Below are 20,075 nucleotides of genomic sequence, written 5' to 3'. Positions count from 1 at the left end.
CCGCCCTCGAAGCCGTCCTCATGGTCGTCGACGAGCCCGCCACCGAGGCCCACCTCGCCAAGGTCCTGGAGCGCACCCCGAGCGAGGTCGCCGACGCCCTGCACGAGCTGGCCGACGAGTACACCGCCCAGGGCCGCGGCTTCGAGCTGCGCCGGGTGGCCGGCGGCTGGCGCTACTACACCCGCGCCGCCTTCGCCCCGGCCGTCGAGGCCTTCGTCCTGGAGGGCCAGCAGGCCCGGCTCACCCAGGCGGCCCTCGAGACCCTCGCGGTCGTCGCGTACCGCCAGCCCGTCAGCCGCTCCCGGGTCTCGGCCGTCCGCGGAGTCAACTGCGACGGCGTGATGCGGACCCTCCTCCAGCGGGGTCTCGTGGAGGAGGCGGGCGCGGAACCCGAAACAGGTGCGATCCTGTACAGGACGACGAACTACTTCCTGGAGCGGATGGGCCTGCGCGGCCTGGACGAACTCCCCGAGCTAGCCCCCTTCCTCCCCGAGGCCGAGGCGGTCGAGCCGGACTCCCTGGAAGGCGTCCCGTCGTTCGACCCGGACGCAGACGTAGACGACAAGACGGAACTTTGATGCGAAGCAGCAGCGGCAGGAACAGCAGCGGAAACAACGGCGGGAGCCGTGGTGGCAACAGCGGCGGCCGCGGCGGCAGCGGCGGCGGCCGCGGCAACAGCGGCGGTGGCGGCGGGCGCGGGAACTACCGCGGCGCCGGCAACAGCCGCGACGACCGGCAGGGCCAGGGCGGACGTCCGGGCCAGGGCGGCGGGCGTCCCGGCCAGGGCGGCGGCCGGCCGACCGGCGCCGGCTCGCGCAAGGCGCGCCCGGAGGAGCGCACCTACGACGAGCGCTACAGCCCCGGCGGCTCCTCCGAGGGCCCCAAGCGCGGCCGGGGCACGGCCGCGCGCGGTGGCGCCAAGGGCGGCCCCCGGCAGTCCCCGCAGCGCGGCGGCGGCCGTACGGCGCCCGCCCGCTCGCGCGAGTACGACGCCCGCACGGAGGAGCGCAACCGGGAGCGGTACGCCGGCAAGCCCGAGATCAAGCTCCCCAAGACCTTCCCCGGCGCCGAGCAGGAGGGCGAGCGGCTGCAGAAGGTCCTCGCCCGCGCCGGCATGGGTTCGCGGCGCGCCTGCGAGGAGCTCATCGAGCAGGCCCGCGTCGAGGTCAACGGCGAGATCGTCCTCGAGCAGGGCATGCGCGTCGACCCGGAGAAGGACGAGATCAAGGTGGACGGCCTGACCGTCGCCACCCAGTCGTACCTGTTCTTCGCGCTGAACAAGCCCTCCGGCGTCGTCTCCACCATGGAGGACCCGGACGGCCGCCAGTGCCTCGGCGACTACGTCACCAACCGCGAGACCCGGCTCTTCCACGTCGGCCGGCTCGACACGGAGACCGAGGGCATCATCCTGCTCACCAACCACGGCGAGCTGGCCCACCGCCTCACGCACCCGAAGTACGGCGTGAAGAAGACCTACCTCGCCGCCATCACCGGCCCGCTGCCCCGCGAGGTCGGCCGGCGCCTCAAGGACGGCATCGAGCTGGAGGACGGGTACGCCCGCGCCGACCACTTCCGCGTCGTCGAGCAGACCGGCAAGAACTACCTCGTCGAGGTCACCCTGCACGAGGGCCGCAAGCACATCGTGCGCCGGATGCTCGCCGAGGCGGGCTTCCCGGTCGAGAAGCTGGTCCGCACCGCCTTCGGCCCGATCGCCCTGGGCGACCAGAAGTCGGGCTGGCTGCGCCGCCTGACCAACACGGAGGTCGGCATGCTGATGAAGGAAGTCGGCATGTAAGGCCCCCTGCCGTACGACGAAGCCCGTGACCGCCCGGCGGTCACGGGCTTCGTCGCGTCCGGGCCTTGTGGCCGACCGTCCGACCGCTTTATAGTCAAGGTGACTCTTAAAGAGAGATCGGAGGTGAGCCCCGCCGTGTACAGCCGGTGGACCTGGACCCACGGGGGTGGATCAGGTCTCGACGTCCTCCCGGTGCGCCGCACGACGCGCGCCGGAGGGACGGGGCCGTCCACGGCGGGGGGCACCACATGAAGCGCTACGGCCACGGGCTCGTCCCCGGCAGGTTCCACCCGCCGCACGCCGGCCACCACCACCTCGTCCGCACCGCACGCGACCGCTGCGAACGCCTCACCGTGCTGGTCCGCGGCTCCTCGACGGAGCCCCTCCCGCTGGAGGACCGGGTCGACTGGATGCGCGAGATCCACCCGGACGTCCTCGTGGTCGGCGGCGAGGAGTACGCCGGCCCCGAACAGGTCGACGCCGTCTTCACCTCGGAGCCGTACGGGGACGAACTCGGCCGCCGCCTCGGCGCCGAGACCGTCCGCGTCGACCGGGTGCACCCCCTTTCCGACACCGCCGTCCGCGAGGACCCCGCCGCCTTCTGGGGCTTCCTGGAGCCGCCCGTCCGGGCCGCGCTCACCCGGCGCGTCGTCGTCCTCGGTGCCGAGTCCACCGGCGCCACCACCATGGCCCTCGCCCTCGCCGACCACTACCGGCGGCGCGGCGGCGTCTGGGCCCGCACGCGTTACGTCCCGGATCACGCGCGCGCGTACCGGGCACTCAAGCCCGCCGAGCTCCGCTCCGCCGACTTCCCCGTCATCGCCCAGCGCCAGGCCGAACTGGAGGAGGAGGCCGCCCGCGACGGCTCACCCGTCCTCTTCTGCGACACCGACGCCTTCGCCGCCACCATCCGGCACGAGCGGTACCTGGGCACCACCAGCCGCGCCACCGGCGAGATCGCCGCCCTCGGCCGCCAGCACCTCTGGCTGCTCACCGACCACAGGGGCGTCGACGCCGCGGACGACGGACCGCGCGGCGGGGAGCACCTGCGGCCCTGGATGACCGCGCGTCTCCTCACCCGGCTCGCCCACACCGGCCGCCGCACGGCCGTCCTCACCGGCCCCCACGAGGAGCGGCTCGCGGCCGCCGTCGCCGCCGTCGACGCGCTGCTCGCCGAGGGCCTGCACCTCACGGAGGAACCCCGATGACCGCCCACCGGGCCCCCGAGGGCTACGACCCGCACGCCTTCGAGCCGTTCGCCGTCACCGTCGACCTCGCCGTCCTCACCGTCCGCGAGGAACGCCTCCACGTCCTGCTCGTCGAGCGCGGCCAGGAGCCGTACGCGGGAGCCTGGGCCCTGCCCGGCGGGTTCGTACTGCCCCACGAGTCCGCCGAGACGGCCGCCCGCCGCGAACTCGCCGAGGAGACCGGACTCTCCGAGGCCACCGTCGCCGGCCTCCACCTCGAACAGCTCCGCACCTACACCGAACCGGGCCGCGACCCGAGGATGCGGGTCGTCTCCGTCGCCTTCACCGCGCTCGTCCCCGACCCGCCCGAACCACGCGGCGGCGGCGACGCGGCCCAGGCCCGCTGGATGCCGTACGGGACGCACGGCCGGCTCGCCTTCGACCACGACCGGATCCTCGCCGACGCCCACGAACGGGTCGGCGCCAAGCTCGAGTACACCTGCCTCGCCACCGCCTTCTGCCCGCCCGAGTTCACCCTCGGCGAGCTGCGGCAGGTCTACGAGACGGTCTGGGGCGTCGAACTCGACCGCCCCAACTTCCGGCGCAAGGTCCTCACCACGCCCGGCTTCGTCCAGGCCGTGGAAGGGCCGCCGCGCCTCACCGGCGGACGGGGGAAACCGGCCGCCCTCTACCGGGCGGGCGAGGCCACCACCCTCCACCCGCCCCTCCTGCGACCGGAAGGACGCCCCGCATGAACCTCACCCGCCCCGCCACCAAGCAGGCCGCGACCGGCTCCCTGATCGGGCTCGCGCTCGGGGACGCGCTGGGATTCCCTACGGAGTTCAACGACGTGCCGTCGATCCTCGCCAAGGTCGGCCCGTGGCGTGAGATGGCGCTGCCCGTCAGGAACGGCAAGGCGTACGTCACCGACGACACCCAGATGACCCTCGCCTTCGCCCGCGGTATCCGCACGGCGATGGATCGGGGGGTGCTCGCCCCCCTGCGGCTCGTGAGGCCCGTCCGCGAGGAGTTCGTCGACTGGTACCACTCCCCGGAGAACAACCGCGCCCCCGGCAACACCTGCCTCCGCGCCTGCATGCTCCTCGACGGCGACCGGCCCTGGCAGGACGCCAGCCAGATCCACTCCAAGGGCTGCGGCGCCAACATGCGCGTCGCCCCCATCGGGCTCGTCCCCGGGCTGAGCGAGGAGCAGCGGGCCGGGGCCGCGCAGCTCCAGTCGGGTCTCACGCACGGTCACCCCACCGCGCTCGCCGCCTCCGACCTCACCGCCCGCGCCGTGTACCTGCTCGCGCAGGGCGTGGACCCGGCCGGGCTCGTCGGACAGCTGCGCTCGTACGCGCTCGACAACCGCTCCCGCTACCACGAGCACTGGCTCGGCGACCTGTGGACCCGCTCCCAGGACCCCAGCGCGCTCCACTTCGTCCAGCGCGGCTGGGACGAGTGCCTGGCGGTCCTGGAGCGTCTGGACGCCGTCCAGCGCACGGCCGACCCGGAGCTCGACCCCTGCGAGTACACCGGCGACGGCTGGATCGCCGAGGAGGCCCTCGCGACCGGGCTCCTCTGCTTCCTGCTCTTCCCCGACGAGCCGCTCACCGCCCTGCGCCGCGCCGCCTGCACGCGCGGCGACTCCGACTCGATCGCCGCCCTCGCGGGCGCCTTCGCCGGTGCCCACCTCGGCGCGGACGCCTGGCCGAAGGAGTGGGCCGAGAACATCGAGTACCGCAGCGACCTGCTGACCTTCGGCGCGCTCTGGGACGTGTGAGCCCGCCCTAGAGCTCGCTCAGGGCCGAGGCGCGGCGGGCGCGGATCAGGAAGTCCTGGATGCGGGGTTCGTCCGGGGCGGCGGGGAGCGGGGTCCTGTCGTGGGCCCGGTCGGCCTCCTCCTGGAGGCGGTCCATCCACGACTCGACCTCGGGCCACGTCACCTCGCCGCGCTTGACCGCGAGGAGGCGGTCCCGCTCCTCGCCGACGTCGATGCGGAGCTCGCCCGTGCGCAGCAGGTCACGGCAGCTGGTCAGGAGCCGCAGCAGGTGCATGGCGTGCTTCCAGCGCGGCCCGCCGTACTGGCGGACGTCCGCGTCGAGCTTGCGGCGCTGGCCCGCCGCGTACCGGACGAAGGTCTGGTGCGCCCGACGGGACAGGAACGCGCCGCGCAGCGAGAGGAGCTCGCGGCCCCAGTCGTCGACGTGCTCGACCACGGGGGAGTGGAGGCACTCCAGGACGTTCGGGTTGTTGCGCAGGGCGAGCTCGCAGAAGCGTTCCAGCTCCCAGCTGAACTGCTCCTCGGCCGGACCCTCCACGTGCGCCGGGGGCTTGTCGAAGTGCCAGAAGAGGGGCGTCGGGGCCAGGTACACGCCCCGTACGTCCGTGTCGCTGTCCTCGGTCGCCAGACCGAAGGCGCGCGAGCCCATCACGCAGGAGTAGATCGTGTGCTCGCGCACCAGCTCGTCCGGAGTCATGCGGGGCAGATTACGCGAGGGTGATCGTTTCTCCCGAGACATTGATCTGCTCGGCCGGCAGGGCCCGGGGCGCCGGTCCCGCCGCCACCGACCCGTCGGCGATGCGGTACTTGGAACCGTGGCAGGGGCAGTCGATCGTGCCGTCCGCGACCTTGTTCACCGTGCAGCCCTGATGGGTGCAGATCGCCGAGAACGCCTTGAACTCGCCCGCCGCCGGCTGCGTCACGACCACCTTCTCCTTCGCGAAGACCGTGCCGCCGCCGACCGGGATCTCGGAGGTCCTGGCCAGGGGGGTGCCGCCGCTCGGCGCGGCCGTGGTGGCCGGGGCCGGTTCGCTGGCGGCCGGCGTGCTCGTGCTCGTACCGCCGTCACCCCCGCCGTCCGAGCCGCAGCCCGTCGTCAGAGCCGCCGCGGCGAACAGGACGGTACGGCGTGGGGCCGTGTGTGAGGTCATGCAGCCAGCCTGGCCGTGCACCAGCCGCCGGGTCCCGCAACACGCCTGCACCCGGTGCCCGGCTCCCTCGCACGGCCGTCCCGCCCGCCGCCTCCCCCCGAGTGGCGGAACATTTCCGCCCCGCCCGTCTCGGAGGGCGGGCGGCGCCGCGCGCCGGCCCCGCCGCTGACTAGGCTGAACGGAGCACTGACGCAGGCGAAGGAGCACGACGTGGCGGTACGAGCGGTCCGAGGAGCCGTCCAGCTGGAACGGGACGAGGCCGGGCACATGCGCGAGCAGGTCGAGGAACTGCTCACCGCCGTCCTCGAACGCAACGGGCTCACCACCGACGACCTCATCAGCATCTGGTTCACGGCCACGCCCGATCTGCACAGCGACTTCCCCGCCGCCGCGGCCCGGCACATCGGGATCGGCATGGCCGACGTACCCCTGCTCTGCGCACAGGAGCTCGACATCGAGGGCGCGATGCCGAGGGTCGTCCGGCTCCTCGCCCACGTCGAGACCGAACTGCCCAAGTCGTCGATCGCGCACGTCTACCTCGGTGCCGCGGCCGCCCTGCGCAAGGACATCGCCCAGTGAGAACAGCGCTCGTCATCGGAACCGGCCTGATCGGCACCTCCGCCGCCCTCACCCTCGCGGGCCGCGGCGTCACCGTCCACCTGCGCGACCACGACCCGGCCCGGGCCCGTACGGCCGCCGCGCTCGGCGCGGGCACCGACGAGGCGCCCGAGGGCCCCGTGGACCTCGCGATCGTCGCCGTGCCCCCGGCGCACGTCGCCACCACCCTCGCCGAGGCCATGAAGGCGGGCGTGGCCCGCGGCTACCTCGACGTGGCGAGCGTCAAGGGCGGACCGAAGCGGGAGCTGGAGGCCCTCGGCCTCGACCTCAGCGCGTACATCGGCAGCCACCCCATGTCCGGCAAGGAGCGCTCCGGACCGCTCGCCGCCACCGCCGACCTCTTCGAGGGCCGCCCCTGGGTCCTCACCCCGACCCGGGACACCGACACCGAGGTCCTCAACCTCGCCCTGGAACTCGTCGCCCTCTGCCGGGCCGTCCCCGTCGTCATGGACGCCGACGCCCACGACCGGGCCGTCGCCCTCGTCTCCCACACCCCGCAGCTGGTGTCCTCGATGGTCGCCGCGCGCCTGGAGGAGGCCGAGGAGTCCGCCGTACGCCTCTGTGGGCAGGGCATCCGCGACGTCACCCGGATCGCGGCGTCCGACCCGCGCATGTGGGTCGAGATCCTGTCCGCCAACCCCGGGCCGGTCGCCGACGTCCTCTCCGGCGTCGCCGCGGACCTCGACGAGACGGTCCGCGCGCTGCGGGCCCTGCAGTCCGCCTCCGAGGACGACCGCCGCGACGGCGCCACGGGCGTCGAGGACGTCCTGCGGCGCGGCAACGCCGGCCGCGCGCGCGTCCCCGGCAAGCACGGTGCCGCCCCCACGGCCTACGAGACCGTCGCCGTCCTCATCAGCGACCAGCCGGGCGAACTCGCCCGCATCTTCGCCGACGCGGGCCGGGCGGGCGTCAACATCGAGGACGTCCGCATCGAACACGCGACGGGCCAGCAGGCGGGTCTGGTCCAGCTGATGGTCGAGCCGTCGGCGGCGTCGGCCCTGGGCACGGCCCTCCAGGAACGCGGCTGGTCCTTGCGCACGAGCTGACGCGCCCCGTCGTGCCCGCCCGTCCCGCGGCCGCGGGACGGGCGGGCACACGGCGGCGGGGGCGCCGTCCCGCGGCCGCGGGCGTCGCCCCGTGGGCTGGGCCGAACGGGGGCCGGGGACTCGGTAACCTTGTGGGGGTCCCCGCACACCGCCGGGCCTACCGCTCACCCCCAGGAAGGTGTTCCCACCGTGGAATCCGTGATCGTCGCCATCGACGGGCCCTCCGGCACGGGCAAGTCCAGCACCTCGAAGGCGGTCGCCGCCAAGCTGGGGCTGAGCTACCTGGACACCGGCGCCCAGTACCGGGCGATCACCTGGTGGATGATCAGCAACGGTGTGGACGTCACCGACGCCGAGGCCGTCGCCAACGCGGCGTCCAAGCCGGTCATCGTCTCCGGCACCGACCCGGCCCGGCCGACGATCACCGTCGACGGTGCCGACGCCTCCGGTCCCATCCGGACCGAGGAGGTCACCTCCAAGGTCAGCGCCGTCAGCGCCGTCCCCGAGGTGCGGAGCCTGATCACGGAGCTCCAGCGGTCCATCGCCAAGGGCGCCGAGAACGGCATCGTCGTCGAGGGCCGGGACATCGGCACCACCGTCCTGCCCGACGCCGACCTGAAGATCTTCCTCACCGCCTCGCCCGAGGCCCGCGCCGCCCGCCGCTCCGGCGAGCTCAAGGGCGTCGACGTGCACGCGACGAAGGAAGCCCTGATCAAGCGGGACGCGGCCGACTCCAGCCGCAAGACCTCCCCGCTCGCCAAGGCCGACGACGCCGTCGAGGTCGACACCACCGAGCTGACCCTGGACCAGGTCATCGAGTGCGTCGTCACCCTGGTGGACGAGAAGCGGACGGCCGCCAAGTGACCCTGCCCTCCGAGAAGGGCGCCGCCGTCGGCCGTCGCATCGGCATCGGACTGATGTACGGCTTCTGGAAGCCGCGCGTCCTCGGCGCCTGGCGGGTGCCGGCCTCCGGCCCCGTCATCCTCGCCGTCAACCACGCGCACAACATCGACGGCCCCATGCTCATGGGCACCGCCCCGCGTCCCGTGCACTTCCTCATCAAGAAGGAGGCGTTCGTCGGACCGCTCGGCAGCTTCCTCGAGGGCATCGGGCAGGTCAAGGTGGACCGGGAGAGCACCGACCGCAACGCGATAGGCAACGCCCTGGGCATCCTGGAGCAGGGCGGCGTCCTCGGGATCTTCCCCGAGGGCACCCGCGGCGACGGCGACTTCGCCTCGCTCCGCGCGGGCCTGGCGTACTTCGCCGTCCGCAGCGGCGCGCCGATCGTCCCGGTCGCCGTCCTGGGAAGCACCGAGCGCCGCGGACGGTTGGTCAAGGCACTGCCTCCGCTGCGCGGCCGCGTCGACGTCGTCTTCGGCGACGCCTTCGAGGCGGGCGACGGTTCCGGCCGCCGCACCCGCAAGGCCCTCGACGAGGCCACCGTACGGATCCAGGGTCAGCTCACCGCCCACCTGGAAAACGCCAGGCGCCTCACCGGGCGCTGAGCGACACTCTCAGTAGTGGCCCCACGGCTCCGGCCGTCCGGGACCACCGACCACGAATGATCAAGGAACGGACTTCATGAACGACCAGCACGACCACGGGGCACTTGGCGACGCCGAGTACGCGGAGTTCATGGAGCTCGCCGCGGAAGAGGGCTTCGACGTCGAGGACGTCGAGGGCGCGATCGAGGAGGCCGGCCACGGCCCGCTCCCCGTCCTCGCCGTCGTCGGCCGCCCGAACGTCGGCAAGTCGACCCTGGTGAACCGCATCATCGGCCGCCGCGAGGCCGTCGTCGAGGACAAGCCGGGCGTCACCCGCGACCGCGTCACCTACGAGGCCGAGTGGGCCGGCCGCCGCTTCAAGGTCGTCGACACCGGCGGCTGGGAGCAGGACGTCCTCGGCATCGACGCCTCCGTCGCCGCCCAGGCCGAGTACGCCATCGAGGCCGCCGACGCCTGCCTCTTCGTCGTGGACGCCACCGTCGGCGCCACCGACACCGACGAGGCCGTCGTCAAGCTGCTCCGCCGCGCCGGGAAGCCGGTCGTCCTCGCCGCGAACAAGGTCGACGGCCAGTCCGGCGAGGCCGACGCGGCCATGCTGTGGTCCCTGGGCCTCGGCGAGCCGTTCCCCGTCTCCTCGCTGCACGGCCGCGGCACCGGCGACCTCCTCGACGAGGTCCTGAAGAAGCTGCCCGAGGCCCCCGAGCAGCGCTTCGGCAACGCGGTCGGCGGCCCCCGCCGCATCGCCCTCATCGGCCGCCCGAACGTCGGCAAGTCCTCCCTGCTCAACAAGGTGGCGGGCGAGGACCGGGTCGTCGTCAACGAGCTGGCCGGCACCACCCGTGACCCGGTCGACGAGCTGATCGAGCTCGGCGGCGTGACGTGGAAGTTCGTCGACACCGCCGGCATCCGCAAGAAGGTCCACCTCCAGGCGGGCGCGGACTACTACGCCTCCCTGCGGACCGCCGCCGCCATCGAGAAGGCGGAGGTGGCCGTCATCCTCATCGACACCACCGACAACATCTCGGTCCAGGACCAGCGCATCATCACGATGGCGGTCGAGTCGGGCCGCGCCATCGTCATCGCCTACAACAAGTGGGACGAGCTCGACGAGGAGCGCCGCTACTACCTCGAGCGCGAGATCGAGACCGAGATGCAGCAGGTCGCCTGGGCGCCCCGGGTCAACGTCTCCGCCCTGACCGGCCGCCACATGGAGAAGCTGGTCCCGGCCATCGAGACCGCCCTCGCCGGCTGGGAGACCCGTATCCCCACCGGCCGGCTCAACGCGTTCCTGGGCGAGATCGTCGCCGCCCACCCGCACCCGGTCCGCGGCGGCAAGCAGCCCCGCATCCTCTTCGGCACGCAGGCCGGTACCAAGCCGCCGCGCTTCGTGCTCTTCGCCTCCGGCTTCCTGGAGGCCGGCTACCGCCGCTTCATCGAGCGCCGGCTGCGCGAGGAGTTCGGCTTCGAGGGCACCCCGATCCACATCTCGGTCCGGGTGCGCGAGAAGCGCGGCCGCAAGAAGTAGCAGCGGGGAAGTGACGTACGGCTGAGGGCCGGGGCTCGACATGGAGCCCCGGCCCTCAGCCGTACGTCCTAGAGACCTCTGCGCGGCCCCGGTGGCAGCGCCGGCTGCGTGTGGGGGGGCTGCTGTCCCGTCCACACCGTCGGGTGCGGCGCCGCGTGCCGGTGCATCTGCCTGTGGACGCCCGTGCTCAGGACCGTGCCGAAGGCCCGGAAGCCCAGCTCCTCCTCGCCGCTGCGGTCGCCCGGCAGCGTACGGAACGACCTGCGGTACTCCGAGTACAGGGCGTCGTAGATCGGCGTGGGCGAAGGGCCCGCCGTGACGTCCCGCGCGGGGCGCATCGCGGGGATCGGGCTCGGATACGGCTGGGTGAAGGGGTCGTATGGGTGCACATAGGTGCCAACGACACCGACGCCCGTCGGATGCGGGCGGCTCTCCGAAAGGGGAGCGCCCCGGGGTCGCGGCACGGTCGGAAACCCCGGTCCCGCCCCCGCCCCGGGGAGCCTCGACCGCCCTATGCCGGGCCGGCCGTCCTCCATCAGGTGCCGGCCAGCGGCATGGCGGCGGCCACCAGGCGGCCGTTCGCGGCGGCCTTCTCCAGGGCGTCGCGCAGCAGGTCCTCGCGCGGCTGCTGGCCGATCGAGCCCACCGGAGCGGCGAAGACCAGGACCGTGTGCGACTTGTTGGCCGCCGCGCGCCAGCCTTCGGTGACCTGGAGCGGCTGGTGCGCCTGCCACCAGGCGGCCTGACCGGCGCCGCCCGGACCCGGCTGGAGCACGGAGTGCAGCTGGCCCATCGCGACCAGGACCGACCAGCCCGGCAGCACCGCCGGCTTCTCGCCCAGGTCCATGACCTGCTGGAAGCCCTGCTCGGCCAGGAGCGGCAGGAACTCGTCGATGAGGCCGTCCGACCCCGGACGGGCCACCGGCGCGGTGGGCTCCACGACCAGCGCCGGGTGCAGCTCGCCGTCGATCAGGACGAGCCCGCTGGTGACGCCGAGCACGGCCTGCTCGGGATGGGCGGCCGTGAGCGCGTCGGCGGCGTCGGCGGCGGTGATGGAGGCGACGGCGCCCTGGAGCTGGTCCTCGGAGACCCGGACCACCTGCGACGGGATGCAGCTGGCGTGGGCGAACGCGAGGACCGCGGTCTCCTCGCCGACGAACAGCACCGTGGAGGTGCGCTCCTGCTCGGAGTCGCCCGGCGTGCGGCAGGAGGTGCAGTCGTAGCTGCCCGGGGCATTGTCGCCGGCGAGCAGCCGGGCGGCTTCTTCGTCGCCGATCTCGGCGCGTACGTCCTCGCTGACGTCGAGCATGCGCGGCACGGGGGGCTCCCTGGACTCGGTACGGGGGGACGCCGGGCCGTTCCCGGGCGTCTCATGCCGAGTTCAACGGGTCAGACTCGGCCGGGGTCACGCGCGGAAGCGAGGCAACTTGCCCCCGGCTCGTGCGGCCGGGGGCCTCCGTGGACGTTCGGCGAGGTCCGGGGCCGTGCCTCCGACCGGGTGGGGTGTGAACACTGTTCCGCGCGGCACGGGCCGGGGGTGCCGGGGCGCTGCCTAGCCTTCCCCGATGTCGAAGATCCGATTTTGGACGGCCGGTTCCCTCGTGGCGGCGTCCGCGGCCGTGCTCCTGACCCTGGCCCCGGCGTCCGCGCAGGCCCGGGACACGCCCGCCGGGCCCGCCACGGGCGCGGTGGCGGGCGTGGCCGAGGGGGCGATCGCCGGGGTGCGGGACGTGCCGGACGCGGCGCGGGAGGCCTCCGCCGTGCTCCTGGGCGTGTCGGACGCGCTCCGGGAGGCCGCCTCCGTGCCCGCGTACGCCTGCGCGCAGGACCAGTGGCCGTGGGGGTGCGTCGCCGACTGCGAGAGCACCGGACGCTGGCACCTCAACACCGGCAACGGCTTCTACGGCGGGCTCCAGTTCTGGCACCCCACCTGGATCGAGCACGGCGGGCTCAAGTACGCCCGGCGCGCCGACCTGGCGACCCGGCAGCAGCAGATCACCGTCGCCGAGGAGGTGCTGCGCACCCAGGGATGGGGGGCCTGGCCCGTCTGCTCCAAGCGGTACGGCCTGTACGGGCGCGTCCACACCGTCCAGGCCGGCGACACGCTCGCCTCGATCGCCCGCCGCTTCGGGATCAAGGGCGGCTGGGCGGCGCTGTACGCGGCGAACCGCAGCCTCATCGGGCCCGACCCGAACCGGATCGTCGTCGGCACCATGCTGCGGATCGGCTAGGGCCTGGCTTTCGGATCAGGCCGGATCAGGGAGCGGGGCCTGGTGCGCGCGATCGCAAGGCGGAGGAGGGAGTCGACGCGGCGGGGGCACCTCCCGTGCCCGAAGGGCTACGGGGGAGTTGCCGACCGACGACGACGCGGCGAGCGCGCGTGCCAGGCCCCGCGAGCCCGGCATGATCCGAAAAGACAGGCCCTAGGGGTCAGCGGTACTCGGCCGGCTCCCCGCTCGACGCTCGGGAGCCGCGCCGCAGCTCGTGCACGACCGAGCCGGGCGGCAGCCCGTCCGGTACGCGCTGCTCGGCCAGGACCACGGCCGCCCCGCCGTCCACGGCGAGCTCCACGAGCATCCGGTACGTACGGGCCGCGACCGGCGGGGCCATGCCGAGCGACGGCTCGTCGACGAGCACCACGCGCGCGCGTGGTGCCAGGAACGCGCGGGACAGCGCCAGCATCCGGCGCTCCCCGCCGGACAGCGTCCCCGCCGTGCGGGACAGGAGGGGGACGAGTTCCGGGTACGGGGCGGTGGCGTCGTTCCGGGCCCGGCTCTCCGCGAGGGCGAGGTTCTCGGCGACGGTGAGGCCCGCGTACACGGCCCTCAGATCCGGTACGAAGCACAGCCCTCGGCGCGCCCGTACGTGCGCCGGGAGACGGGTCACGTCCGCCCCGCGCCACTCCACCCGGCCCGCCGAGAGGCCCACCGTCCCGGCCAGGGCCCGCAGGGCGGTCGTACGGCCCGCGCCGTTGCGGCCCAGGAGAACCGTCACCGTCCCGGCCGGTACGGGCAGGTCCAGACCGTGCAGGGCCTCCAGGGGGCCGTAGCGGACCCGGGCTGCGCGCAGGGCGATCTCGACGGTCACGACAGGATCCGGCCCCCCTCCATGGTGTGCACCGTGTCCGCGATCCCGGCGACGAGATCCGGGTCGTGCTCGACGACGAGGACGGTCAGGCCGTCCGCCGCGAGCGCCGACAGGATCCGGGCCAGCGCTTCCGTCTCGCCGGCGTCGAGTCCGGCCGCCGGCTCGTCCAGGAGCAGCGTGTGCGGCCGCCCGGCCAGCGCGCGGGCCAGCTCGACCCGGCGCAGCGTGCCGGTGGGCAGGTCCGCCGCCGCCCGGTGCCGTACGGGCCCGGCGAGCCCGAGCAGCCGCAGGCTCCGCTCCACGGCGGCCGGGTCCTTGCGGCCCCTGCTCTGCTCGTCGCCGAGGCGGACGTTCTCCTCGACGGTGAGCGACGGGAACACGGCGAGCTGCTGGAAGGTCCGCGCGATGCCGAGACGGGCCCGGGCGTGGGCGGACCGCCCCGTGATGTCGGTGCCGTCGAGCGTGATCCGGCCCTGACCGCGGCGGGGCCGGAGGGTCCCGGCGAGACAGTCGAAGAGGGTGCTCTTGCCGGCGCCGTTGGGACCGACGAGGGCGGTGACGCGGGCGGGGGCGAGGGAGAGGGTGACGTGGGAGAGGGCGGTGACCCCTCCGGGGTAGGTGAGGGTGAGGTCCGCGGCGCGGAGGCCGGCGCGGTGGCTCGTGCGGGGCGGGGCTTCGTCGGCGGCCGCCGCCCGGCCGTGGGAACGCGTCCAGCTCTCGGCCGGACGCGGGCTCCCGTCCGCACCGCCCGTGCGGGTGGTCGGCAGAGGTGCCGGTTTTCCGGCGGGTGGTTGCCCGCCGGCGGCGGCCGCCCGGTCGTGCGCGTTTCTCCGGCCTCCGGCCGGGCCTGCGTAGGGGGCCCCGACCCGGCTCTGGTCCGGCAGGAGGGTCAGGAGGGCCGGGAGGCGGCCCGTCAGGGCGGCCAGGAGGCCTATCAGGGCCGCTGCCGTGCCTGCCTGGGGGCCCGCGTCCAGGGTGGTCAGGAGGGCCGCCGCCGCCAGGGGGGTGAGGAGGCTGTCCGCGCCCAGGACGAGGACCGCGGCGAACCAGAGCAGGCCCCGTACCGGGTCGTACTGGTCGGGGTCGAAGGCGCGCAGGCCCATGCCCAGGAGGCCGCCGCCCAGGGCCGCCAGGGCCGCGCCCAGGACGAAGGCGAGGAGCTTGAGGCGGGGGACGGGGACGCCCGCCGCCTCGGCGCCCGGTTCGTGGTCGCGCAGGGCCGCCAGCGCGCGGCCCGTGCGGCCTCGCCGGAGGGCCGCCACCAGGGCGAGGCAGCCGGCCAGGACGACCAGCTCCAGGGCGTAGAACGCGCGGTCGTCGGAGAAGCCCCCCGGGCGGCCGAGGGACAGGCCGGCCGTCGCGTACGGCTGCGTGAGGACGAAGCGGCTCACCGCCACCCCCACGGCCAGGGTCGCCAGGGCGAGGGCCAGGCCGTGCCGCCGGATCGCCGGCCGTGCCGTCACCAGGCCCGCCACCGCCACCATCGGCACCGAGAGAGCCAGGGAGAGGAGGGTGGGGATTCCTGCTGCTGCCAGGAGTGCCGTGAACAAGGCGCCCAGGCCCGCGTACGCCGCCTGGCCCAGGGCGATCTGGCCGCCTCGGCCCGCCACCACGACCAGCGACAGGAGGATCACGGCCAGCGCGGGGACCTGGACCGCCGTGTGCAGGTCGGAGCCCGCCAGGCCCAGGGGGAGGAGGAGCAGGACGCCGACCACCAGCCACAGGGCGGGCGGGACACGCGGGGCGCGCGTCGGCGGGGGCAGGGCGTCGCGGCCCTTGCCGCCCACGCCCGGCAGGACCAGCGCCGCCACCAGGAGCGCCACCACGAACAGGTTCGCCCCGACGGCCTGGAGCAGGGGGCCCGCCCAGCCCTCCGGGTGCAGCCGGGTCAGCTGCGCCTGGGCGACCCCGATGGCGAGCGCCGCCCCGACGGCCACCGGCAGCGACCGCATCCGGGCGATGACCGCGACCGCGATCACCTCGACGACGAGCAGCGGCATCCCATACGGGTCGAGCCGTACGTACGGAGCGAGCAGCACGCCCGTGAGCCCGGCCGTGAACGAGCCGAACGCCCAGCCCGCCGCCGCGACCCGGTCCGCGTCGATCCCCGCCAGGACGGCGAGCGGGCGGTTGTCCACGACCGCCCGCAGCTCCCGGCCGAACCGCGTCCACCGGGTCACCGCCCCCACCAGACAGGCGAGCGCCAGCACGGCCGCGAGCTGCGCCCATGGGTCGTCGCCGAGGATCACGGGCGCGTCGTCCCGGGCACCCGGGCCCCACAGCAGCACCGCCCCGCCCACCAGGAGGACGAAGACGCCGATCGTCGCGACCAGGGTCTGCGCCGGGTTCGAACCACGCAGCGCGAGGGGGCGGAAGACACCCCGGTCGAGCACCAGGCCGAGGGCGGGGGCGACGAGCAGGAGCGTGACCAGGGCGCCCAGGGGCAGCGGCCAGCCCCAGACGACCACCAGCTGGCGGAGCACGTACGCACAGATCATGGCGACGGCCCCGTGTGCCAGGTTCAGGACCCCGGTCGCCCGGTAGGTGACGACCAGGCCGATGCCGGTGAGCGCGGCGGCGCTGCCGACCGCGAGGCCGGCCAGCGTCAGCTCGTACGTCAGGGAGTCCACGGCTCACACACCGGGCAGGGGGCGAGCTCGGCGTCCCCCACCTCCACGGCCTCCGCCCTGCCCGCCACCAGCGGGCAGTCGGGGCGGTGTGCGAGGGTCCCGCCGGGGACCCGCAGGAGGGGGCCGTCCGAGGAGGGAGGCGGAGGCTCCTCCGGTGCCGGGGAGCGCGGCCGCGGAGGGCTCGCGGGAAGCAGCGCCGCCGCACCGACGAGTACCGCGCCCGCCACGAGGAGCGCGGCCCCCGGCACCGTGCACGAGGCCAGATAGGGCAGCTGGCGCTCCGCGAAGCGCTCGCCGGAGACCCCGTACCAGCCGAGCGCGCAGAGCACCGCGCCCCCGGCGGCCGCCGCGAGACCGCTCCAGAGCAGGATCCGGGATGTCGGCACGCGGGCCTCCCTCGTCTCTTCCTTGCACTATGCCCCGATCCGTCCCACCCTGGAAACACCAGCCGCTCCGGACTGGCGGGACACCCGGTGGTGAGCCAGATGGTCGACGTACGACGCGGTGGACGCTCCCGTCTCGCGGTCCTCGGGGTCGTCGCCGTCCTCGCCCTGGCACCCGCCGTCGCGGCCTGCTCGGACAACGGCGGCGGGAAGAGCAACGGCACGGTCTCGCCCTCCCCGTCCTCCCCGTCGATGACCGCGCCCGCCGACCCGGCCGCCGCGAAGGCGGAGATCACCAGGAACTGGACGGCGTTCTTCGACCCGAAGACCCCCGTCGCCGAGAAGGTGAAGCTCCTGGAGAACGGCGAGCAGATGCGGCCCGTGCTCGGCGCCTTCGCCGGCGACAAGAACGCGGCCATGACCTCCGCGAAGGTCACCGGAATCGAGTTCACCTCGGCCACCGGCGCCAACGTCACCTACGACCTGCTGGTCGGCGGGGCCCCCGCCCTGACCGGCTCCCAGGGCACCTCCATCCTCCAGAACGACACCTGGAAGGTCTCCGTGAAGACCCTGTGCGGCCTGGTCGAGCTCAGCGGTGTCACCGTTCCGGGCTGCTGAGGCGGTCGCGGCGCTGCTCCTGGCCGTGCTGCTCACCCTCGTCGCGGGATGCGGCAGCCGGCTCCCCGAGCGCGCCTTCGAGACGCGGCCCACCGCCACCCCCTCCGGCGGTGAGCCGCTCCGCGTCGGGATCATCACCAGCACCACCAGCCCCGTCGGCGGGCAGACCTTCACCGGCCCGCGCGACGGAGCCCGCGCCTATTTCGACGCCCTCAACGCGCGCGGTGGCCTCGACGGACGCCGCGTCGAGGTCGAGACCTGCGACGACGGCGGCAGCGGCGTCGGCAACAACGCGTGCGTGCACCGTCTGATCGACGAGCGAGGCGTCTTCGCCCTCGTCGCCACCACCGCCCTGAACTACGCCGGCGCGCCCCTCGTCGCCCGCGCCGGAGTCCCCGACATCGGCGGCCAGCCCCTCACCCCCGCCTACGACACCTCCCCGCACCTCTACGGCATCTACGGCAGCTCCGCCCCGCGCACCGGCCGCGCACCCGGCTGGGACGGCACGCTGTACGGCGGGACCGAGGTCTACCGTTACTTCCGCGAGAAGCTGGGCGCGCGGACCGCCGCCGTCGTCTCCTACAACCAGGCCGCCTCCGCCGCGTACGCCCGGCTGGTCACCCGCGGACTGCGTGCCGAGGGCTACCGCGTCGTCGAGGAACAGGTCGACTTCGCCCTCCCCAACTTCCGCGCCGTCGCGGCCGATCTGCGGGCCGAGCACGCCGACGTCCTCTTCGACGCCATGGACACCCACGGCAACGTCCGCCTGTGCGAGGCGATGCAGTCGCTCGGGGTCCGCGTCGCCGCCAAGGTCACCAACGTGCAGAACTGGTCCTCCGCCGTCCCCCGCGACTACGCCCGGGCCCCCGGCTGCCGGGCCTCGCTGTGGGTGACCGGCTCCAGCCGCAACTACGAGGACACCGGGCAGCCGGCGGTCCGCGCGTTCCGCACGGCCATGGGCGACCGCCCCCTGTCGCAGTGGCAGCTCGAAGGATGGGCGGCGGCCATGTGGTTCACCGACGCCGCCCGCTCCTGCCTCGCCCGGGGCGCGCTCACCCGCGGCTGCGTCGAGGACTTCATGAACCGTCCGGAGCCGTACACCGCGAGCGGACTGCTGCTCCCCGTGCGCTTCGAGCACCTGGCCCGGCCGCCCGCCACCCGGAACACCTGTCTGTCCGTGGCCCGTTGGCAGGACGGGCGGGGCTGGGTCAGCCAGGGCGAGATGACGCAGAACTGCGCGACCGTCCCCCAGCTCGGCTACCGGCCGTGAACGGGACCCCCGCACCGGCAGTACAGTCGGGCACCGACCGACTGACCGAACTGACCGGGGGGAACCGGCAGTAGATGCGTATCTCCTTTCTGCTCCACAACGGCTACCACTACGGCGGCACGATCCGGACCACGTTCACGCTCGCCGAGGAACTGGCGGAACGCCACGAGGTCGAGATCGTCTCGGTGTTCCGCCACCGTGACCGTCCGTGGCTCGGCCTGCCGGCGGGGGTGACCCTGCGCCACCTCGTCGACCTGCGCAAGGACAGCCCCGGATACGACGGCGACCACCCCGACTTCCACCGCCCCGCCGAGGTCTTCCCGCGCGGCGACGGCCGCTGGAAGCAGTACAGCGCGCTCACCGACGCGCGGATCGGGGAGTACCTGCGCGGCGTGGAGGCCGACGTCCTCGTCGCCACCCGCCCCGGGCTCAACGTGCACCTCGCCCGGCAGGCCCGGCGCGGTCCCGTCCTCGTCGGCCAGGAACACCTGATACTGACCGGCCACAGCTACCGGCTGCGCCGGGACATCGGCCACGAGTACGCGCTGCTCGACGCCGTCACCACGGTCACCGAGGCCGACGCCCGCGCCTACCGGAAGCTCCGCCTGCCCGGCGTACGCGTCGAGGCCGTGCCCAACAGCGTGCCCGCGCCCGCCGTCGGGCCCGCAGACCCCGCGGCGAGGACGGTCGTGGCGGCGGGCCGGCTGACCCACGTCAAGCGGTACGACGTGCTGATCGACGCCTTCGCGTCCGTGGCCGCCGACCACCCCGACTGGAAGCTGCGGATCTACGGCTCCGGCGACGCCGTCCAGGACCTCAAGGCCCCGCTCGCCCGGCAGATCAAGGCCCTCGGGCTCGACGAGCAGGTCTTCCTCATGGGGACGGTCGGCTCGATGGAACCCGAATGGGTCAAGGGCTCGATCGCCGCGGTCACCTCGCAGCGCGAGTCCTTCGGCATGACCATCGTCGAGGCGATGCGCTGCGGGCTGCCGGTGGTCTCCACCGACTGCCCCCACGGGCCGCGCGAGATCATCGAGGACGGGGTCGACGGGCGGCTCGTACCGGTCGACGACGTGGCCGCGGTCGCGGCCGCGCTGCGGGCGTACGTCGAGTCCGAGGAACTCCGCGCCAAGGCGGGGCGCGCGGCCCTCACCGCCTCGGAACGCTTCGACCCCGCACGGGTCGCGGCACGCCACGAGGCCCTCTGGACGGACCTCGTCACCCAGGGCGCGAGCCGCCGCACGCACTCGCCGGGGCGGGTGCGGGTGCATCGGGCTGTGGGGCGGGTGGTGGACGCGGTGTACACGGAGAAGGCGAGGGCGGGGAGGCTGGTGCGACGCTTCCGCTGACGGGCCCGGTCCACCTCCGTGTGGGCAATCGTCCCGCAGGGCGGGACGGGTGGGCACACGGGACGGCGCCCCTAGCGGCGCCTCCGCGTTCCGCGCCTGGACCCGCACCACCAGGGACCGTCACTCGT

The 20,075-nt window shown here is 74.2% G+C and carries 21 protein-coding genes; 14 read left to right on the top strand and 7 right to left on the bottom strand.

The annotated features are described in order from the left end of the window. Positions 1 to 20: 20 nt before the first annotated feature. The 5 genes from scpB to ACFYX3_RS22185 all read left to right on the top strand — a co-directional run bounded on the left by scpB (position 21) and on the right by ACFYX3_RS22185 (position 4,765). Entirely contained in the window at positions 21 to 578 is a 558-nt protein-coding gene (gene scpB, locus ACFYX3_RS22205; protein WP_376593934.1) for an SMC-Scp complex subunit ScpB, read from the top strand. After that, positions 578 to 1,795: a pseudouridine synthase gene (locus ACFYX3_RS22200; RefSeq protein ID WP_389015904.1), complete on the top strand. Its 1,218-nt coding sequence runs from the start codon at positions 578 to 580 to the stop codon at positions 1,793 to 1,795. The genes scpB and ACFYX3_RS22200 overlap by 1 nt, the downstream gene beginning before the upstream one ends. A gap of 248 nt (positions 1,796 to 2,043) precedes the next feature. Further along, positions 2,044 to 3,003, top strand: coding sequence for an AAA family ATPase (locus ACFYX3_RS22195; RefSeq protein WP_389015902.1), 960 nt, complete (start codon positions 2,044 to 2,046; stop codon positions 3,001 to 3,003). After that, a complete protein-coding gene (locus tag ACFYX3_RS22190; protein ID WP_389015899.1) occupies positions 3,000 to 3,737 on the top strand; it encodes an NUDIX domain-containing protein in 738 nt (245 codons plus the stop codon). The genes ACFYX3_RS22195 and ACFYX3_RS22190 overlap by 4 nt, the downstream gene beginning before the upstream one ends. Beyond that, entirely contained in the window at positions 3,734 to 4,765 is a 1,032-nt protein-coding gene (locus ACFYX3_RS22185) for an ADP-ribosylglycohydrolase family protein (protein WP_389015896.1), read from the top strand. Before ACFYX3_RS22190 ends, ACFYX3_RS22185 begins: the two co-directional genes overlap by 4 nt. A 7-nt stretch (positions 4,766 to 4,772) precedes the next feature. On the opposite strand, the gene ACFYX3_RS22180 is transcribed toward ACFYX3_RS22185, so the two are convergent. Together ACFYX3_RS22180 and ACFYX3_RS22175 are read right to left on the bottom strand one after the other, a co-directional pair. Beyond that, on the bottom strand, positions 4,773 to 5,462 hold the full coding sequence (locus ACFYX3_RS22180; RefSeq protein WP_389015893.1) for a DNA polymerase beta superfamily protein: 690 nt from the start codon (positions 5,460 to 5,462) through the stop codon (positions 4,773 to 4,775). Between the two features lie 10 nt (positions 5,463 to 5,472). Then, positions 5,473 to 5,916, bottom strand: a complete 444-nt coding sequence (locus ACFYX3_RS22175; RefSeq protein ID WP_376593930.1) for a Rieske (2Fe-2S) protein — start codon at positions 5,914 to 5,916, stop codon at positions 5,473 to 5,475. A gap of 210 nt (positions 5,917 to 6,126) precedes the next feature. Between ACFYX3_RS22175 and aroH the strand changes: the two genes are divergently transcribed. From aroH to der, 5 genes are all read left to right on the top strand, one after another. Further along, positions 6,127 to 6,495 carry a chorismate mutase gene (aroH, locus tag ACFYX3_RS22170; protein ID WP_382660488.1) on the top strand — a complete coding sequence of 123 codons (369 nt, stop codon included), beginning with the start codon at positions 6,127 to 6,129 and terminating at the stop codon, positions 6,493 to 6,495. After that, positions 6,492 to 7,580, top strand: a complete 1,089-nt coding sequence (locus ACFYX3_RS22165; protein WP_389015889.1) for a prephenate dehydrogenase — start codon at positions 6,492 to 6,494, stop codon at positions 7,578 to 7,580. Before aroH ends, ACFYX3_RS22165 begins: the two co-directional genes overlap by 4 nt. A gap of 189 nt (positions 7,581 to 7,769) precedes the next feature. After that, complete coding sequence (gene cmk / locus ACFYX3_RS22160; protein ID WP_116161761.1) at positions 7,770 to 8,444, top strand: (d)CMP kinase; 675 nt, start codon at positions 7,770 to 7,772, stop codon at positions 8,442 to 8,444. Next, positions 8,441 to 9,085, top strand: a complete 645-nt coding sequence (locus ACFYX3_RS22155; protein WP_116161762.1) for a lysophospholipid acyltransferase family protein — start codon at positions 8,441 to 8,443, stop codon at positions 9,083 to 9,085. The genes cmk and ACFYX3_RS22155 overlap by 4 nt, the downstream gene beginning before the upstream one ends. Positions 9,086 to 9,161: 76 nt before the next feature. After that, positions 9,162 to 10,610, top strand: a complete 1,449-nt coding sequence (gene der / locus ACFYX3_RS22150; RefSeq protein WP_389015886.1) for a ribosome biogenesis GTPase Der — start codon at positions 9,162 to 9,164, stop codon at positions 10,608 to 10,610. A gap of 68 nt (positions 10,611 to 10,678) precedes the next feature. Here the strand turns inward: der and ACFYX3_RS22145 are convergent, their stop codons facing one another. Further along, the gene (locus ACFYX3_RS22145; RefSeq protein WP_389015883.1) at positions 10,679 to 10,999 is read right to left on the bottom strand and encodes a hypothetical protein; all 321 of its coding nucleotides are present in this window, start codon (positions 10,997 to 10,999) and stop codon (positions 10,679 to 10,681) included. Positions 11,000 to 11,145: 146 nt separating this feature from the next. Further along, a complete protein-coding gene (locus ACFYX3_RS22140; protein WP_382660481.1) occupies positions 11,146 to 11,928 on the bottom strand; it encodes a hypothetical protein in 783 nt (260 codons plus the stop codon). 247 nt (positions 11,929 to 12,175) lie between these two features. Between ACFYX3_RS22140 and ACFYX3_RS22135 the strand changes: the two genes are divergently transcribed. Beyond that, positions 12,176 to 12,841: a transglycosylase family protein gene (locus ACFYX3_RS22135; protein ID WP_389015880.1), complete on the top strand. Its 666-nt coding sequence runs from the start codon at positions 12,176 to 12,178 to the stop codon at positions 12,839 to 12,841. A 199-nt stretch (positions 12,842 to 13,040) separates the two neighbouring features. Here the strand turns inward: ACFYX3_RS22135 and ACFYX3_RS22130 are convergent, their stop codons facing one another. Genes ACFYX3_RS22130 through ACFYX3_RS22120 form a run of 3 tightly spaced genes read right to left on the bottom strand, consistent with a single transcriptional unit; the run spans position 13,041 to position 16,713 of the window. Next, entirely contained in the window at positions 13,041 to 13,697 is a 657-nt protein-coding gene (locus ACFYX3_RS22130) for an ATP-binding cassette domain-containing protein (protein WP_389015877.1), read from the bottom strand. Then, positions 13,694 to 16,327: an ATP-binding cassette domain-containing protein gene (locus ACFYX3_RS22125; RefSeq protein ID WP_389015874.1), complete on the bottom strand. Its 2,634-nt coding sequence runs from the start codon at positions 16,325 to 16,327 to the stop codon at positions 13,694 to 13,696. Before ACFYX3_RS22125 ends, ACFYX3_RS22130 begins: the two co-directional genes overlap by 4 nt. After that, positions 16,315 to 16,713 carry a hypothetical protein gene (locus tag ACFYX3_RS22120; protein WP_389015871.1) on the bottom strand — a complete coding sequence of 133 codons (399 nt, stop codon included), beginning with the start codon at positions 16,711 to 16,713 and terminating at the stop codon, positions 16,315 to 16,317. The genes ACFYX3_RS22125 and ACFYX3_RS22120 overlap by 13 nt, the downstream gene beginning before the upstream one ends. A gap of 99 nt (positions 16,714 to 16,812) precedes the next feature. On the opposite strand from ACFYX3_RS22120, the gene ACFYX3_RS22115 reads away from it, so the two are divergent. From ACFYX3_RS22115 to ACFYX3_RS22105, 3 genes are all read left to right on the top strand, one after another. Next, positions 16,813 to 17,328: a hypothetical protein gene (locus tag ACFYX3_RS22115; protein WP_389015868.1), complete on the top strand. Its 516-nt coding sequence runs from the start codon at positions 16,813 to 16,815 to the stop codon at positions 17,326 to 17,328. Then, entirely contained in the window at positions 17,306 to 18,598 is a 1,293-nt protein-coding gene (locus ACFYX3_RS22110) for an ABC transporter substrate-binding protein (RefSeq protein WP_389015865.1), read from the top strand. The genes ACFYX3_RS22115 and ACFYX3_RS22110 overlap by 23 nt, the downstream gene beginning before the upstream one ends. A 74-nt stretch (positions 18,599 to 18,672) precedes the next feature. After that, positions 18,673 to 19,947 (top strand): glycosyltransferase family 4 protein, encoded by a 1,275-nt coding sequence (locus ACFYX3_RS22105; RefSeq protein ID WP_376594411.1) that lies wholly within the window; start codon positions 18,673 to 18,675, stop codon positions 19,945 to 19,947. Positions 19,948 to 20,075: the final 128 nt, after the last annotated feature.

This window comes from Streptomyces sp. NPDC002463 (assembly GCF_042889835.1).
Classification (GTDB): Bacteria; Actinomycetota; Actinomycetes; order Streptomycetales; family Streptomycetaceae; genus Streptomyces; species Streptomyces nymphaeiformis.
This window is presented reverse-complemented; position numbering and strand designations above follow the sequence as displayed.